This is a genomic window from Pseudomonas sp. G166 (assembly GCF_037027455.2).
Classification (GTDB): domain Bacteria; phylum Pseudomonadota; class Gammaproteobacteria; order Pseudomonadales; family Pseudomonadaceae; genus Aquipseudomonas.
In genome coordinates, this window is sequence record NZ_CP146985.1 from 71831 (window position 1) to 86744 (window position 14914).

The window sequence follows — 14914 nt, forward strand, 5'->3', positions numbered from 1 at the left end:
CTTGTGGCGACGGAGCGTGCTCCCTCGCCACGGGTGTTCGCCAGCCTGATACTCTTGCGCCAAACCCCATCCTTGAGGCCCCATGGCTATCCCCACTCGCCATTCACTCTTTCCTTTCCTGAGCTGGCTGCCGCGCCAGACCCGCGCCAGTGTCGGTCGCGATCTGATTGTCGGCCTGAGCGGTGCGATTCTGGCCTTGCCGCAATCCATTGCCTACGCGCTGATTGCCGGTTTACCACCTGAATACGGCTTGTACGCGGCGATTGTCCCGGTGTTGATCGCTTGCCTGTGGGGTTCGTCCTGGCACCTGATCTGCGGACCTACGGCGGCGATTTCCATCGTCCTGTATGCCAGCGTCAGTCCTCTGGCCGTGCCCGCCACTGACGACTACGTGACCTTGATCCTGTTGTTGACGGTGTTGGCCGGTATCTTCCAGTGGCTGCTGGGCTTGTTGCGTTTCGGTGCGCTGGTGAATTTTGTTTCGCACTCGGTGGTGCTGGGGTTCACCCTGGGGGCGGCAGTGGTGATTGCGCTGGGGCAGTTGCCGAACCTGCTGGGCCTCGATCTGCCGAACGAAGCGACGGCGTTGAAAGGTTTGCTGATGTTGCTCGGCCACATCCAGGCTGTGGATAAACCTTCGTTGCTGCTGGGAATCGGCACGTTGGTGCTGGGTGTGGTGCTCAAGCGCTTGCTGCCGCGTTGGCCGAGCCTGTTGATAACCTTGGTGATCAGCAGCCTGGTGGTCTGGCTGTGGCCGGCGATGTTCGGGCATGTGGCGCTGGTCAGTGCCTTTGCCGGGCGCTTGCCACCTTTCACGCCGCTGCCGCTGGACCTGGAACTGATCCTGCGATTGTTGCCCGGCGCCGTCGCGGTGGGCATGCTCGGACTGGTCACCAGCCTGTCCATTGCTCGCTCGCTGTCGGTACGCTCCGGGCAATTGCTCGATGCGAATCAGGAGGTGAGGGCGCAGGGGCTTTCCAACATAATTGGCGGATTTTTCTCCGGATCTCTGTCGGCCGGTTCCTTTACCCGCTCCGGCCTCAGCTATGACGCCGGGGCCTGCTCGCCCTTGGCCGGGGTATTCTCGGCCCTATGGGTGGCGCTGTTTGCGGTCGCTGGCGCGAAATTGATCGCGCATATCCCGATTCCGGCCATGGCCGGCAGCATTCTGTTGATCGCCTGGGGGCTGGTGGATCATCGCGGCATCCGCGCGTTGTACCGCGTGAGCCGCGCCGAATTCGTGGTAATGAGCCTGACCTGCCTGGCCACGTTGCTGCTGGAGCTGCAAACCGCCATCTATGCCGGTGTGTTGGCCTCGCTGTTCTTTTACCTCAAGCGCACTTCACAGCCACGAGTACAACATTCCCATGAAGGGGAAGCAGACATCCTACGGGTTGGCGGCTCGATCTTTTTTGGTGCCAGTCATTACTTGCAAGTGCGCTTGCAACGGCTGCAAGCGCAGCGGGTGGTGATTGATGCCCAGCAGATCAACTTCATCGATTATTCCGGGGTGGAAATGCTCCACCAGGAAGCCCGGCGCCTGCGCAGTCAGGGGCGTAGCCTGACGTTGCGCAAGGCCAGGCCGCATGTGGTGGAGGAGTTGAAGAAGCTGGAGGGGCCGCAGAACTGCCCGATACTTTTCGAGGATTGACCGTGGCGAGGGAGCAAGCTCCCTCGCCACGGTTCAGAGCGCCAGTTGACGGCGCAGCTCGGCCAGCACCGGCGCAGTATCCGGGCGTACGCCGCGCCACAGGTGGAACGCTTCGCCCGCCTGTTCGGCCAGCATGCCCAGGCCGTCCATCGCCATCGCCGCGCCTTGTTCGCTGGCCCAGCGGCAGAACGAGGTCGGCTCCTTGCCGTACATCATGTCGTAGCAAACCGTCTTGCCCGGCTCGATCAAACTACCGGCAATTGGCGGCACATCCCCTGATAGGCTCGCCGACGTAGCGTTGATGATCAGGTCCACCGGCTCTTGCAGCCAGTCGAAACCACTGGCCGATACCGGGCCCAGGTCGGCGAACAACTCAGCCAGTAATTCGGCCTTTTCCACCGTACGATTGGCGATGATCACCGAGGCTGGCGCTTCGGCCAGCAACGGTTCCAAGGCGCCACGCACCGCACCGCCGGCCCCGAGTAACAGGATGCGCTTGCCCTTGAGGCTAAAACCCGCGTTGACGGTCAGGTCCCGTACCAGCCCGGCGCCATCAGTGTTGTCGCCCAACAGGCGACCGTCGGCCAGCTTGCTCAACGTGTTGACTGCCCCAGCCCGCTGGGCTCGCTCAGTCAGGCTGTCGGCCAGGCGGTAGGCATCTTCCTTGAACGGCACAGTGACGTTTGCCCCACGACCCTCGCGGAAAAATTCCCGTGCGTAACCGACGAAGTCATCCAGGGGCACCAGCAGCGTGCTGTAGTCCAGCGCTTGCCCGGTCTGCTCGGCAAACAGGCGATGGATCAACGGCGACTTGCTGTGGCCGATAGGGTTACCCATTACAACGTAGCGATCCATGGATAATCCCCGTTCAGGCTGTCGCCAGCCAATCGCGATCCTGCAGGAAAAATTCGGTCAGCCGTGCTTCTTCGCTGCCCGGTTCGGCTTTCCAGTCGTAGCCCCAGCGCACTTGCGGTGGCAAGGACATCAGGATCGACTCGGTGCGCCCGCCCGATTGCAGCCCGAACAGGGTGCCGCGGTCGTAGACCAGGTTGAATTCCACGTAGCGTCCACGGCGAAACTCCTGGAATTCCCGTTGCTTGGCGGTGAACGGGTCTTGCTTGCGCCGGCGCACGATCGGAAGGTACGCATCGATGTAGGCGTCGCCGATGGCGCGAATGAAGGCGAAGCAGGTGTCGAAATCCCATTCGTTCAGGTCATCGAAAAACAGGCCGCCAATGCCCCGAGGCTCGTTGCGATGCTTGATATGGAAATAGCTGTCGCACCAGGCCTTGTAGCGCGGGTACACCTGCGGGCCGAAGGGGGCACAGGCCTGCTCGGCAATACGATGCCAATGCACGCAGTCTTCCTCTACGCCGTAGTACGGCGTCAGGTCGAAGCCACCACCGAACCACCAGACCGGCTCCTCACCTTCCTTTTCGGCGATGAAGAAACGCACGTTGGCGTGGGAAGTCGGCACATGGGGGTTGTGCGGGTGAATCACCAGCGACACGCCCAGGGCTTCGAAACCACGCCCGGCCAACTCCGGCCGATGGGCGCTGGCCGAGGGTGGCAGGCCACTGCCGAAGACGTGGGAAAAGTTGACGCCGCCCTTTTCGATCACTGTGCCGTTTTCGATCACCCGCGTGCGACCGCCACCACCGGCCGGCCGGGTCCAGGCATCTTCGACAAAGCGAGTACCACCGTCCTCGGTTTCCAGGGCTGCGCAGATGCGGTCTTGCAGGTCGAGCAGGTAGGCTTTCACGGCCTCGGTGCGAGTGGTCATGACATCACCTTGATCAGGGCTACGCTACGCGGCGGGCTACGGGCCGGTGGCAAATGGGCGCACAGGATACCACCGCGCTTGCCCACGCCACAGTTGACGAAGGTCAAGCTTAGGAGTCCGATAGCAGGCTTGGTAAAAAGTCACGCGACAAGGAGAGAGTGAAGATGGCCAAACGTATCCAGTTCAGTTCCCACGGCGGCCCCGAAGTGCTTGAGTACGTGGACTACCAGCCCGCCGAGCCAGGCCCGCAGCAAGTGCGCGTCAGCAACAAGGCGATCGGCCTGAACTTCATCGACACCTACTACCGCAGTGGCCTTTATCCGCCGCCGACCTTGCCATCGGGCCTGGGCGCCGAAGGCGCGGGGGTGGTCGAGGCGGTCGGCGCGGATGTCACGCGGTTCAAGGTCGGGGACCGGGTGGCCTATGGCAGCGGTCCGTTGGGTGCCTACAGCGATGTGCATGTATTGCCCGAAGCCAACCTGGTGCATTTGCCCGACTCCATCAGTTTCGAACAGGCCGCCGGGGTGATGCTCAAGGGCCTGACTGTGCAATACCTGTTGCGCCAGACCTATGAACTCAAGGGGGGCGAAACCATCCTGTTTCACGCCGCCGCCGGTGGCGTGGGCTCCTTGGCCTGCCAATGGGCCAAGGCCTTGGGCGTGAAGTTGATCGGTACCGTCAGCTCGCCGGAAAAAGCCGCCATTGCCAAAGCCCACGGCGCATGGGAAACCATCGATTACAGCAAGGAAAACGTCGTACAGCGTGTGCTGGAGTTGACCGACGGTAAAAAAGTACCTGTGGTGTACGACGGGGTCGGCAAGGACACCTGGCTGACCTCCCTGGACTGCGTGTCCCCCCGGGGTCTGGTGGTGAGCTTCGGCAATGCCTCCGGTGCGGTGGACGGCGTGAACCTGGGGATACTCTCGGCCAAGGGCTCGCTGTACGTCACCCGCCCGACCCTGGCCACATACGCCAATAACGCCGAAAACCTGCAACGCATGGCCGATGAGCTGTTCGGAATGATCAATAGCGGCAAGATCACGGTGGACATCAACCAGCGTTATCCACTGGCGGAAGCGGCCAAGGCCCAGGCCGAGCTGTCGGCGCGGCGCACGACCGGCTCGACCATTCTCCTGCCCTGATCTAGAGGTTGCTGAAGAACCTGTGGGAGCGAGCCTGCTCGCGATAGCGGATAGTCAGCCAACATCAATGCTGGCTGACCTGACGCCATCGCGAGCAAGCTCGCTCCCACAGTGGTTTTGTGCAGGATGCCGAAGGTGTGTTCGGGCTAGTCCGGCCGCACCACTTTCCCGGTCGCCAGGTCGCGAATCACGCTGGGGTTCTTGCGCCCGCCCAGGTTACCGCCCAGCACCAGATCGATTTGCCCACGGAAATACTGCTCGACGCGAATCCGCGTGCGTGCCGCCGGGCGCCCTTGCGGGTTGGCCGAGGTGGACACCAGTGGCCCCACCAACGAACACAAGTCGCGCACGGTGGGATGATCGCTGACCCGCAGCGCGACAGTGTCGTGCACCCCGGTGATCCATTCCGGCAACAGGTTCTGGTGCGGTACCAGCCAGGTATTGGGCCCCGGCCAGGTGCTGGCCATGCGGTCCATCCAGGTTTCGGGGAAGTCTTCGAACAGAAAGTCGAACTGGTGAATATTGTCAGCCACCAGAATCAGCCCCTTGTCGGGCAGCCGCGACTTGATCGCCAGCAGGCGCTCCACCGCTTCCTCGTTCCACGGGTCGCAGCCCAGGCCCCAGACCGCCTCGGTTGGATAGGCAATCACCGCCCCGGCGCGAATTTCTCGCGCGGCTTGTTGCACACGCCAACTGTTGACCATGAAAGATTCTCCGCAACACAAATAAGGCTGTGCGCAGTTTACCGATCTTCCCCATAAAACCTAGCGTGCAAACCAACGCCCGTTGTCACAGGTGGCGCGTCCTTCCATTTCCAGCTCGGTCAGCGCCGCCAGCACTTTGGGCAAGCCCCAGCCACTGGCCTCGGCCAAGGCTTCACTGGTGAGCGGTGCGGCATGGAGCAGGCGCAGTAGCGGATGTGTCGAAGGCGCGGGTTCCGGGGTTAGCGGTAACTGCTGCCAACCCCGCAGAGCTTCGAGGATATGCTCGACAGTTTCCACCAGCACCGCGCCGTCGCGGATCAATTGGTGGCAGCCCCGCGCGCCGGGGTGGTGGATCGATCCCGGAATGGCGTACACCTCACGGCCCTGATCCGCCGCCAAGCGTGCGGTGATCAACGAACCGCTGGCGACACTGGCCTCGACCACCAGCACACCCAGGGACAAACCGCTGATGATTCGGTTGCGGCGCGGAAAGTTGTTGGCGTGGGGTGGTGCGTCCAGCGGGAACTCCGACACCACCGCGCTGCCTTGGGCGATCATCGCGTCCGCCAGCCGGCGATTTCGCTGTGGATAAAAATTTTCCAGCCCGGTGCCCAACACGCCGACGGTTTGTCCGCCGACGTCCAGCGCTGCTTGATGAGCCGCTGCATCGATGCCCAAGGCCAAGCCGCTGGTGATGACAAAACCGGCCCCAGCCAGGCTTCGGGAAAAAGCGGCGGCGGTGTCCATGCCCGGACGCGATGCCCGGCGGCTACCGACCATCGCCAACTGTGGTTTTTCCAGGAAACCGGCGTCGCCGGCAACGAACAGCAGCGGTGGCGCATCGCTGATCTGCGCCAGTAGTGCCGGATAGTCAGGCTGGTCCCACATCAGTAAATGCTGGGCCGAACCCTTTAGCCAGGCCAGTGCGTGGGCGGCGCCATCACGCACATCCGGGTTGCGGCGAGCCTCGGCGCACGCCGCGGGCAACCCCAGCGCGCGCCATGCGCTGGCCGGTGCGCTGATGGCTTTGGAGGCTGAGCCAAAGGCTTGCATCAGGGTCATGAAACGTTTGGGTCCCAGTTCCGGCAAGCGGTGCAGGCGAAGTCGGGCCTCCAGTTCCGCAGGGGAAACTGAAGCAGATTCAGGCAGTGGCATGTGATCATCCTTGATCGTTATAAGCCCCGTGCAAACGGGAACAAGCTGTGGATAACTCTGTTGGTAACTTGTGAGACCCGTTATGGATTGCGCACCTTGTCGAGCACCGCCAACGAGCGCGAGGCATACAGCACCAAGCCGTAGCTGAGCTTGTCATAGGTACGGAAAACCATCAGCAGGCCGGCACGCTCATCGGGGATCTTCACCGATTGGCCGCTGATGCGATCGCGTACGGTTTCACCGGTCTTCATCACCGCCAATACGTTGCCTTCGACCAGCCCGTCGCGACGGCCCTTGTTCAGGGTAACCACATCCAGCGCGCCGATCTGGGTCACGCCTCGAGGCACATCGAGGATCAGCCCGTTGATCTGCGATTTAGGCGCGCTGGGCATGAACGTCGAATTGATCGAGCGTTCTTCGCCACTGAACAGGCGGTCACCGAGGCGCACTTCCTGGGTGGTGCGTTGCAGGACCAGGGTGGTGACATCGCCTTCGGTGGCAATCACCTCACCGCCGCCGATGTCGTCGGCGTTGATGCCCAGGAATTCCTTGGTCTGTGGGTCGGTATAGACCTTGCCCTGACGGAAGATGCCGTAGGCCGACTGGTTCGCGTCGAACGAGCCACGGGCAAAGACCCGATCCCCCATGCCGCTGAGTACCCGTTCGGCATTGCCGGCGACAATGTACGGCGCTGTGTTGAAGTCCTCGGCCTTGTCGACGATGCGGTTGCTCAGCAGAAAGCTGTTGATGGCTTGCAGCGGGATGCTCGGAATGGCATCGGCCACGGGCGAGCTGCGGATGCGTGGCGACAGCTTGATGGTGCCCCGCGAGGCGCCGCGACTGAGGGTCAGGCGCGGCTGACCATTGACGTAGACCAGCGACAGGGTATCGCCGGGATAAATCAGGTTGGGGTTTTCGATTTGCGGGTTGGCCTGCCAGAGCTCCGGCCATTTCCAGGGTTCGCGCAGGTACTTGCCGGAAATGTCCCACAGCGTGTCCCCCGTCACCACCGTGTATTGCTGGGGAAAACCTTCCCGAAGTTGCACTTGCCCGTGCGCGATACCGGCCGAGGCCAGGAGCAGCAGGGCGAGTAGTGATTTCCTCATGCGGTGAATCCCTTTATTATGTGCGTTCGCGTAAAACGCCAGAGCCCCCGTGGCTCGCTCCGTTCATACAGAGCAACGTTTTACAACGGTAGCCTGCATCCCAAGACACGCCAGGCCAGCCACCCGACTTTACCTCACACGTGCATTTATCAAGCTTATGGCCATTTTGAACATTCTCGAATTCCCGGACCCGCGCCTGCGCACTATCGCCAAACCGGTGGCCGTAGTGGACGACGAAGTGCGTCAGTTGGTCGATGACATGTTTGAAACAATGTATGAGGCGCCAGGTATCGGCCTCGCCGCGACCCAGGTCAACGTGCACAAGCGTATCGTCGTGATGGACCTCTCCGAAGACCGCAGCGAGCCGCGGGTGTTCATCAACCCAGAGTTCGAAACCCTGACCGACGAGATGGACCAATACCAGGAAGGCTGCCTTTCGGTGCCGGGCTTCTACGAAAACGTCGACCGCCCGCAGAAGGTCAAGATCAAGGCCCTGGATCGCGACGGCCAACCTTACGAACTGATCGCCGAAGGCTTGCTGGCGGTGTGCATCCAGCACGAGTGTGACCACCTCAACGGCAAGTTGTTCGTCGATTACCTGTCTACCCTCAAGCGTGACCGGATCAAGAAAAAACTGGAAAAACTTCATCGCCAGAATGCTTGATGCCCCCTTTCAAAGGCTTGCCGCGGCAAGCCTTTTTCTTTTTGCGACTGCTTTGAAATTGAGAGCTTCCCATGACTGAGCCACTGCGCATCGTCTTTGCCGGCACCCCCGAGTTCGCCGCCGAACACCTCAAGGCCCTGCTGGCCAGCCCTCATGACATCGTCGCGGTCTACACCCAGCCGGATCGGCCGGCCGGTCGCGGGCAAAAACTGATGCCCAGCCCGGTCAAGCAGTTGGCCTTGGAAAACGGTCTCCAGGTGTTGCAGCCGCCGACCCTGCGTGACGCCCAGGCCCAGGCCGAACTGGCGGCGCTGAAGCCGGATCTGATGGTGGTGGTCGCCTACGGCCTGATCCTGCCCCAAGTGGTGTTGGATATCCCGCGCCTGGGTTGCATCAACAGCCACGCCTCGCTGCTGCCACGCTGGCGCGGTGCGGCGCCGATCCAGCGCGCCGTGGAAGCCGGCGACGCGATGAGCGGCGTCACGGTGATGCGCATGGAGGCCGGCCTGGATACCGGGCCGATGCTGCTCAAGGTCAGCACCCCCATCAGCGCCGAAGACACCGGCGGCAGCCTGCACGACCGCCTCGCACTGATCGGCCCGCCGGCGGTAGTCCAGGCCATCGCCGGCCTGGCCGCCGGCACGCTGGAAGGCGAAGTGCAGGATGACAGCCTCGCCACCTATGCGCACAAACTGAACAAGGACGAAGCCCGCATCGACTGGAGCCGCCCGGCCATCGAGCTGGAGCGCTTGGTACGGGCTTTCAACCCATGGCCGATCTGCCACAGCACCTTGAACGGCGAAGCCCTGAAAGTGCTGGCCGCCAGCCGCGCCGAAGGCAAGGGCACACCGGGTGAAATCCTCAGTGCCAGCAAGGACGGCCTGGTGGTGGCCTGCGGTGAGCAGGCGTTGTGCCTGACACGTCTGCAACTGCCTGGCGGCAAGGCGCTGAACTTCAGCGACTTGTTCAACAGCCGCCGTGAGAAATTTGCCGTCGGCACCGTGCTGGGCCAAGCGGTGGAGGCCTCATGAACCCGCGTCTGGCCGCCGCCAAGGCACTGGCTGCCGTCCTCAACGGAAAAGCCTCGCTCAACAGTTCCTTGCCGACCCAGCTGGACAAGGTCGAAGACCGTGATCGCGGCTTCACCCAGGACCTGGCGTTCGGCACCGCCCGCTGGCAGCCACGCTTGTCGGCCCTGGCGGCCAAGCTGTTGCAGAAGCCGTTCAAAGCGGCGGATGCCGACGTCGAAGCCTTGTTGCTGGTGGGGCTTTATCAGTTGCTCTACACCCGCGTTCCCGCTCATGCCGCCATCGGCGAAACCGTGGGTTGCGCCGACAAGCTGAAAAAACCCTGGGCCAAGGCCCTGCTCAATGCCGTGTTGCGCCGTGCCCAACGGGAAAGCGAAACCCTGCTGGCTGAGCTGGAACATGATCCAGTGGTGCGCACCGCCCACCCGCGCTGGTTGCAGAAATCCCTGAAAGCTTTCTGGCCCGAGCAATGGGAAGCCATCTGCGCGGCCAACAACGCCCATCCGCCGATGATCCTGCGGGTCAACCGTCGTCACCATACCCGCGATGCCTACCTGGCCTTGCTGGGCGAGGCGGGCATCCCGGCCATCCCGTGCCAGTACAGCCGCGACGGTATCGTGCTGGAAACCCCCGGCGATGTGCGCGCGCTGCCGGGCTTCGCCGAGGGCTGGATCAGCGTCCAGGACGAAGCTGCCCAACTGGCCGCCGACCTGCTGGAGCTGGCGCCCGGTCAACGGGTGCTGGACGCCTGCTGCGCACCGGGTGGCAAGACCTGTCACATCCTCGAGGCCGAGCCGAAGCTGGCCGGCGTGGTGGCGGTGGACCTGGAAGCCAAGCGTTTAGTGCGGGTGAAGGAAAACCTTGAGCGCCTGGGTCTGGACGCCGAACTGATCGCCGCCGACGGCCGCGACACTGCGACCTGGTGGGACGGCAAGCCGTTCCAGCGCATCCTGCTGGACGCGCCGTGCTCGGCCACCGGCGTGATCCGCCGCCATCCGGATATCAAGCTGACCCGCCAGCCGGACGACATCGCCGCACTGGCGGTGTTGCAGGGTGAATTGCTCGACGCCCTGTGGATAACCCTGGAAGTCGGCGGCATATTGCTCTACGCCACCTGTTCGACCTTGCCGACCGAGAACACCGAAGTGATCGAAGCCTTCCTGGCCCGCACCCCGGGCGCCCGGGAGCTGGACATCGCCAGCCAGGCCGGCCTCAAGCAGCCCCATGGCCGCCAGTTGCTGGCCCAGGAGGGCGGGCATGACGGGTTCTACTACGCCAAACTGATCAAGATCGCCGCCGCACGCGGTTAAAACCGATTCGATAGGGAGTGACTGGATGAAAATCATCATCCTCGGCGCAGGACAGGTCGGTGGTTCGCTGGCGGAACACCTGGCCAGCGAGGCCAACGACATCACTGTGGTCGACACCGACGGCGAACGCCTGCGCGACCTCGGCGACCGCCTCGACATCCGTACCGTACAAGGCCGCGGCTCGTTACCTACCGTGCTACGCCAGGCCGGCGCCGACGATGCCGACATGCTGGTGGCGGTGACCAACAGCGATGAAACCAACATGGTCGCCTGTCAGGTCGCCCATACGTTGTTTCACACCCCGACCAAGATCGCCCGGGTGCGCGAAGCGTCCTACCTGACCCGCGCCGACCTGTTCGACAACGAAGCGATCCCGGTGGACGTGCTGATCAGCCCCGAGCAGGTGGTGACCAACTACATCAAGCGCCTGATCCAACACCCGGGCGCCTTGCAAGTGATCGACTTTGCCGAAGGCAAGGCGCAACTGGTGGCGGTCAAGGCCTACTACGGCGGCCCGCTGGTGGGGCAGCAATTGCGCCAGCTGCGTGAGCACATGCCGAATGTGGAGACGCGGGTCGCGGCGATCTTCCGCCGTGACCGACCGATCCTGCCCCAGGGCGACACGGTGATCGAAGCGGACGACGAGGTGTTCTTCATCGCCGCCAAGGCGAATATTCGCGCGGTCATGAGCGAAATGCGCCGCCTGGACGAGAACTACAAGCGCATCGTCATCGCCGGTGGCGGGCAGATCGGCGAACGCCTGGCCGAAGCCATCGAAAGCCGCTACCAGGTCAAGATCATCGAGATGAATCCGGCCCGCTGCCGCTACCTCTCGGACACCCTCGACAGCACCGTGGTGCTGCAAGGCAGTGCCTCGGACCGCGACCTGCTGCTGGAAGAAAACATCGCCGACGCCGACATCTTCCTGGCCCTGACCAACGACGACGAAGCCAACATCATGTCGTCGCTATTGGCCAAGCGCCTGGGGGCGAAGAAGGTCATGACCATCATCAACAACCCGGCCTACGTCGACCTGATCCAGGGCGGTGACATCGACATCGCCATCAGCCCGCAACTGGCGACCATCGGCACCTTGCTCGCCCACGTGCGCCGCGGCGACATCGTCAGCGTGCACTCCCTGCGCCGCGGCGCCGCCGAAGCCATCGAGGCGATTGCCCACGGCGATGCCAAGTCCAGCAAAGTGATCGGCAAGGCCATTCGCGACATCGGCCTGCCACCCGGCACCACCATCGGCGCAATCATCCGCGACGAAGAAGTACTGATCGCCCACGACGACACCACCATCCAGACCGGCGACCATGTGATCCTGTTCCTGGTGGATAAAAAGCACATTCGTGATGTCGAGAAGCTGTTCCATGTGGGGTTGAGCTTCTTCTGATCCAGGCTTTGCGGTGGCAGCAATGGCCCCATCGCGAGCAAGCTCGCTCCCACAGAGGAACTCCAGTGCTCACAAATATCGCGAGCAACCCCAACCCCTGTGGGAGCGAGCTTGCTCGCGATAGCTATCTAGCAGCCGACTGATCAACCCCTGACACACCAGATAAGGACGCCGCCATGCTCGACTCCCTGGAAAAAATGCTCGCCAAGGGTGTGGATAACTCCCTGCTGCGCTTCGGCTTGGGCAAGGGCTATCTCGATCTTGGCGAATTCGCCCGGGCCGCCGAACACTTTCAGCGCTGCGTCGAATTCGACCCCAAGTATTCAGCAGCGTGGAAACTACTGGGCAAGGCCCACCAAGGCCAAGGCGACCTACCGTTAGCCCGCCAGGCCTGGGAGCAAGGCCTGGAAGCCGCCCGGGCCCATGGCGACAAACAGGCGGAGAAGGAAATGACGGTGTTCCTCAAAAAACTGGATCGCCACCCCTGAACTCACACATAACCCCTGCGGTGAGGGAGTTTATCCCCGCGGGGCCATGCGTCCGGCCAAGTCACCTTCTGAACTCCAGCATTAAGGGGCTATATCGCCCCCGGATAACGACTATCAGGCACCTGCTGTGACCGGGCTCGTGTGCCCTTGGGCAAAGCGAGTCGCCGATGTTTGCAGCAATAGAACAATGGACAAGGTAATCATCAGAAACGGTATCAGCCACGCGCTCTCGATTAGTGCCAGCTGCAGGCTGAGGATTAACAGCAAGACCGGCGTTGCGAGGGCGTTCGCCCGGCTAACACACGCACCAACGGCAGCCTCGCTGTAGCGATAGGCGATAGCTGCTCGGATATGCACCCGCGCACCGCCAAAGGCCATGCCGAGGATCAGCAGGCTCAGAGCCTTGAGCACCAGGGTATCTGGCACCATAAACCATACCGCTGCGGAAATGACGGCCAGCCCGATCAGCCCCGAGAGAAATACCGACAGATTGCGACCGGTATTACTCAGAATGATCAGCACCCCCACCAACGCCATCCCCATGCCAAACACTGCGTCGAGCACACCCAGCTCAAATAGCGCCCAGCCATGGCTCGACACATACACTGGAAGCATGAAGTTGAAGGCACCGAGGATTGGCCAGATCAGTACCATTGGCACAAACAGGGTGAGTGGAAGCTTGGCTGGCGCAACCGTCTCGCCAGTTTCTTGTGCCACCACCGAGAGACCATGGCGGACGTAACAAATCGCTGATACCAGCAGGAATCCAGCGCCCAGAAAAATGAAGAACCCCATACCCGGCAGGATTGGCATCAAGCCGGCTGCCAACAACGGCCCAATCATCAGGGCCGCTTGACCGGTTGCAGTGGTTGCACCACTGATTCGTCTGACAGAGGCTTCATCCATACCGCGCTGAACCTGGGTGAACCACATGTCCAAGCTGGCTTCGAGCAGCATGAAAATCAGCCAGACAAACAGGTTGGCGGCTAGCAGAGCGATGGTGATATCTCGGCTTGCCCCTACCACCAGGCTGAGACCGGCCAGGCAAAACGTAAACCAGCTGCTCATTTTTCGCCCATTCATTCGCGCCGACAGCCGCTTGATAATCACCGGCGTGATGAAGGCCGGAATGAAGGAGCAAAAAATCGCCAACGCCAAAGGCAAATAACCACCTTCGTTCTGGTTGAGGATGGTCCACGTCAGGGAGACCACCAATGCCCCGGAGCATAGGCGGTAAGCCGTTGAGCAGACTAAAAAAACAGCTAATTCTTTTGAAAAACTCTTCATGAAGATTTCCCTATCGTAAGCGTTTCGGCATGACGGAAGTGAACGGCATCCTTGAGCGTTGTGAACGACCGCTTGGACCATGATAAATACTGGCCATAGCGTTTTAGTGCACGCTAAATCCCGCTTTTAAGACGCTTTGAAAAGTTAAACTTTGCAGATACATCAATGAGCAAAAAAGCGCTTTAAGATGACAAGTGAAATGCACTCTTTTTGGGCGGTTTGGCCGAGGCGGCATTGAAGTGGTGCATATGTTCGTGCGGCAAATGTAAAGCAAGGAAGATCGTGTCATCTTTGGATGGCGGTCTTGTTGAACAACTGCTCAATGCTATGCCGCAGGTTGAACAAGATCACGCCGCAGAAAACCAAGCCTATCGATAGAATAACGGTTCCGTTTATCGGGTAGCTAAAAAACAGGTAGGAAATGATGATGGCGAAAAACGGAACCAGCAAGCCAATCGGGGCCACGGTGGATCCGGAATATTTTCTTATGTTGTAGTTCCATATCCAGTACCCCAACAGGGTAGTCACATAGGACTGCGAGATCAGCGACACGATGACTTTATAGTTTATCGCATCCTTCAGGCTATAGAATGAGTCGGCACCTTCAAAATACAAGGCAAGAATAAATAGAATGGGAAGGCTAAACAAGAAGCTCCAAATCATAAAAGGTAGCAGGTCTTTAGGTTTGTACTTTTGAATAATGAAAGTACACAAACTAAAGCAAAAAGCTGCGAGCAAGCAGATAGCAACACCCAACGGACCTGAACCCTGATTGTTTTTGATTAGCATCAAGAAAAGACCAGAGAGTGATATTGCGAGGGCAATAATGCTGATGTTGGAAGCTCTTTCCTTAAAGGCAATCAGGCCAATGATAAATGTAATGAATGCACTGAGCTGAATGATGAGGGATACCGTGCCGGGGGAGGTGCCTGTATAGATGGCAATGTTGGCGCACCCCCATATTCCGCCCCCAAACAATATTCCATACGCGGCGAGTACATAAGCTGGAATCTTAGGTCTTGGCATGAAAAATACAAACGGGAAAACGCAAAGCGAAAACCTGATGAAGGTCATCACGAATGGTTTGATCTGTTCCAGCCCTACTTTGATCAAGGCGAAGTTTCCCCCCCAGATCAGCGCCACTAGCAATAAAAATGCGTAATCATAGGGGGCGATTTTTTTAAAGCTGTTCATTGA

Annotated in this window: 14 protein-coding genes; 7 read left to right on the forward strand and 7 right to left on the reverse strand. The window is 60.7% G+C overall.

Features of this window, described 5'->3' with window-relative positions:
• The first annotated feature begins 82 nt into the window (after positions 1-82).
• Positions 83-1651 (forward strand): SulP family inorganic anion transporter, encoded by a 1569-nt coding sequence (locus SGN16_RS00320; RefSeq protein ID WP_335945027.1) that lies wholly within the window; start codon positions 83-85, stop codon positions 1649-1651.
• Between the two features lie 33 nt (positions 1652-1684).
• On the opposite strand, the gene aroE is transcribed toward SGN16_RS00320, so the two are convergent.
• A complete protein-coding gene (gene aroE, locus SGN16_RS00325; RefSeq protein ID WP_335945028.1) occupies positions 1685-2506 on the reverse strand; it encodes a shikimate dehydrogenase in 822 nt (273 codons plus the stop codon).
• Between the two features lie 13 nt (positions 2507-2519).
• Positions 2520-3434: an oxygen-dependent coproporphyrinogen oxidase gene (gene hemF, locus SGN16_RS00330; protein WP_210642203.1), complete on the reverse strand. Its 915-nt coding sequence runs from the start codon at positions 3432-3434 to the stop codon at positions 2520-2522.
• Positions 3435-3598: 164 nt separating this feature from the next.
• On the opposite strand from hemF, the gene SGN16_RS00335 reads away from it, so the two are divergent.
• Complete coding sequence (locus tag SGN16_RS00335; RefSeq protein ID WP_335945029.1) at positions 3599-4576, forward strand: NADPH:quinone reductase; 978 nt, start codon at positions 3599-3601, stop codon at positions 4574-4576.
• A gap of 146 nt (positions 4577-4722) precedes the next feature.
• Here SGN16_RS00335 and SGN16_RS00340 read toward each other — a convergent pair whose 3' ends face one another.
• The 3 genes from SGN16_RS00340 to SGN16_RS00350 all read right to left on the reverse strand — a co-directional run bounded on the left by SGN16_RS00340 (position 4723) and on the right by SGN16_RS00350 (position 7541).
• On the reverse strand, positions 4723-5280 hold the full coding sequence (locus SGN16_RS00340) for an L-threonylcarbamoyladenylate synthase (protein WP_014335849.1): 558 nt from the start codon (positions 5278-5280) through the stop codon (positions 4723-4725).
• A 60-nt stretch (positions 5281-5340) separates the two neighbouring features.
• A complete protein-coding gene (dprA, locus tag SGN16_RS00345) occupies positions 5341-6435 on the reverse strand; it encodes a DNA-processing protein DprA (RefSeq protein WP_335945030.1) in 1095 nt (364 codons plus the stop codon).
• Between the two features lie 80 nt (positions 6436-6515).
• Complete coding sequence (locus tag SGN16_RS00350) at positions 6516-7541, reverse strand: LysM domain-containing protein (RefSeq protein ID WP_210642207.1); 1026 nt, start codon at positions 7539-7541, stop codon at positions 6516-6518.
• 157 nt (positions 7542-7698) lie between these two features.
• Here SGN16_RS00350 and def point away from each other — a divergent pair, with 157 nt between their 5' ends.
• The 5 genes from def to SGN16_RS00375 all read left to right on the forward strand — a co-directional run bounded on the left by def (position 7699) and on the right by SGN16_RS00375 (position 12430).
• Positions 7699-8205 carry a peptide deformylase gene (gene def / locus SGN16_RS00355; protein ID WP_003196300.1) on the forward strand — a complete coding sequence of 169 codons (507 nt, stop codon included), beginning with the start codon at positions 7699-7701 and terminating at the stop codon, positions 8203-8205.
• Positions 8206-8276: 71 nt separating this feature from the next.
• The gene (gene fmt / locus SGN16_RS00360; protein ID WP_335945031.1) at positions 8277-9236 is read left to right on the forward strand and encodes a methionyl-tRNA formyltransferase; all 960 of its coding nucleotides are present in this window, start codon (positions 8277-8279) and stop codon (positions 9234-9236) included.
• On the forward strand, positions 9233-10543 hold the full coding sequence (gene rsmB, locus SGN16_RS00365; RefSeq protein ID WP_210642209.1) for a 16S rRNA (cytosine(967)-C(5))-methyltransferase RsmB: 1311 nt from the start codon (positions 9233-9235) through the stop codon (positions 10541-10543). The genes fmt and rsmB overlap by 4 nt, the downstream gene beginning before the upstream one ends.
• Before the next feature lie 25 nt (positions 10544-10568).
• Positions 10569-11942, forward strand: a complete 1374-nt coding sequence (gene trkA, locus SGN16_RS00370) for a Trk system potassium transporter TrkA (RefSeq protein WP_210642210.1) — start codon at positions 10569-10571, stop codon at positions 11940-11942.
• 176 nt (positions 11943-12118) lie between these two features.
• On the forward strand, positions 12119-12430 hold the full coding sequence (locus SGN16_RS00375) for a tetratricopeptide repeat protein (protein ID WP_335945032.1): 312 nt from the start codon (positions 12119-12121) through the stop codon (positions 12428-12430).
• Positions 12431-12544: 114 nt separating this feature from the next.
• On the opposite strand, the gene SGN16_RS00380 is transcribed toward SGN16_RS00375, so the two are convergent.
• Positions 12545-13717, reverse strand: a complete 1173-nt coding sequence (locus tag SGN16_RS00380; RefSeq protein WP_335945033.1) for a hypothetical protein — start codon at positions 13715-13717, stop codon at positions 12545-12547.
• Positions 13718-14002: 285 nt separating this feature from the next.
• Positions 14003-14911 carry an EamA family transporter gene (locus SGN16_RS00385; RefSeq protein ID WP_335945034.1) on the reverse strand — a complete coding sequence of 303 codons (909 nt, stop codon included), beginning with the start codon at positions 14909-14911 and terminating at the stop codon, positions 14003-14005.
• Positions 14912-14914 lie beyond the last annotated feature (3 nt).

Coding starts and splice junctions, on each gene's coding strand:
- SGN16_RS00320 (WP_335945027.1), top strand. CDS start 83: ATGGCTATCCCCACTCGCCATTCACTCTTTCCTTTCCTGAGCTGGCTG.
- aroE (WP_335945028.1), bottom strand. CDS start 2,506: ATGGATCGCTACGTTGTAATGGGTAACCCTATCGGCCACAGCAAGTCG.
- hemF (WP_210642203.1), bottom strand. CDS start 3,434: ATGACCACTCGCACCGAGGCCGTGAAAGCCTACCTGCTCGACCTGCAA.
- SGN16_RS00335 (WP_335945029.1), top strand. CDS start 3,599: ATGGCCAAACGTATCCAGTTCAGTTCCCACGGCGGCCCCGAAGTGCTT.
- SGN16_RS00340 (WP_014335849.1), bottom strand. CDS start 5,280: ATGGTCAACAGTTGGCGTGTGCAACAAGCCGCGCGAGAAATTCGCGCC.
- dprA (WP_335945030.1), bottom strand. CDS start 6,435: ATGCCACTGCCTGAATCTGCTTCAGTTTCCCCTGCGGAACTGGAGGCC.
- SGN16_RS00350 (WP_210642207.1), bottom strand. CDS start 7,541: ATGAGGAAATCACTACTCGCCCTGCTGCTCCTGGCCTCGGCCGGTATC.
- def (WP_003196300.1), top strand. CDS start 7,699: ATGGCCATTTTGAACATTCTCGAATTCCCGGACCCGCGCCTGCGCACT.
- fmt (WP_335945031.1), top strand. CDS start 8,277: ATGACTGAGCCACTGCGCATCGTCTTTGCCGGCACCCCCGAGTTCGCC.
- rsmB (WP_210642209.1), top strand. CDS start 9,233: ATGAACCCGCGTCTGGCCGCCGCCAAGGCACTGGCTGCCGTCCTCAAC.
- trkA (WP_210642210.1), top strand. CDS start 10,569: ATGAAAATCATCATCCTCGGCGCAGGACAGGTCGGTGGTTCGCTGGCG.
- SGN16_RS00375 (WP_335945032.1), top strand. CDS start 12,119: ATGCTCGACTCCCTGGAAAAAATGCTCGCCAAGGGTGTGGATAACTCC.
- SGN16_RS00380 (WP_335945033.1), bottom strand. CDS start 13,717: ATGAAGAGTTTTTCAAAAGAATTAGCTGTTTTTTTAGTCTGCTCAACG.
- SGN16_RS00385 (WP_335945034.1), bottom strand. CDS start 14,911: ATGAACAGCTTTAAAAAAATCGCCCCCTATGATTACGCATTTTTATTG.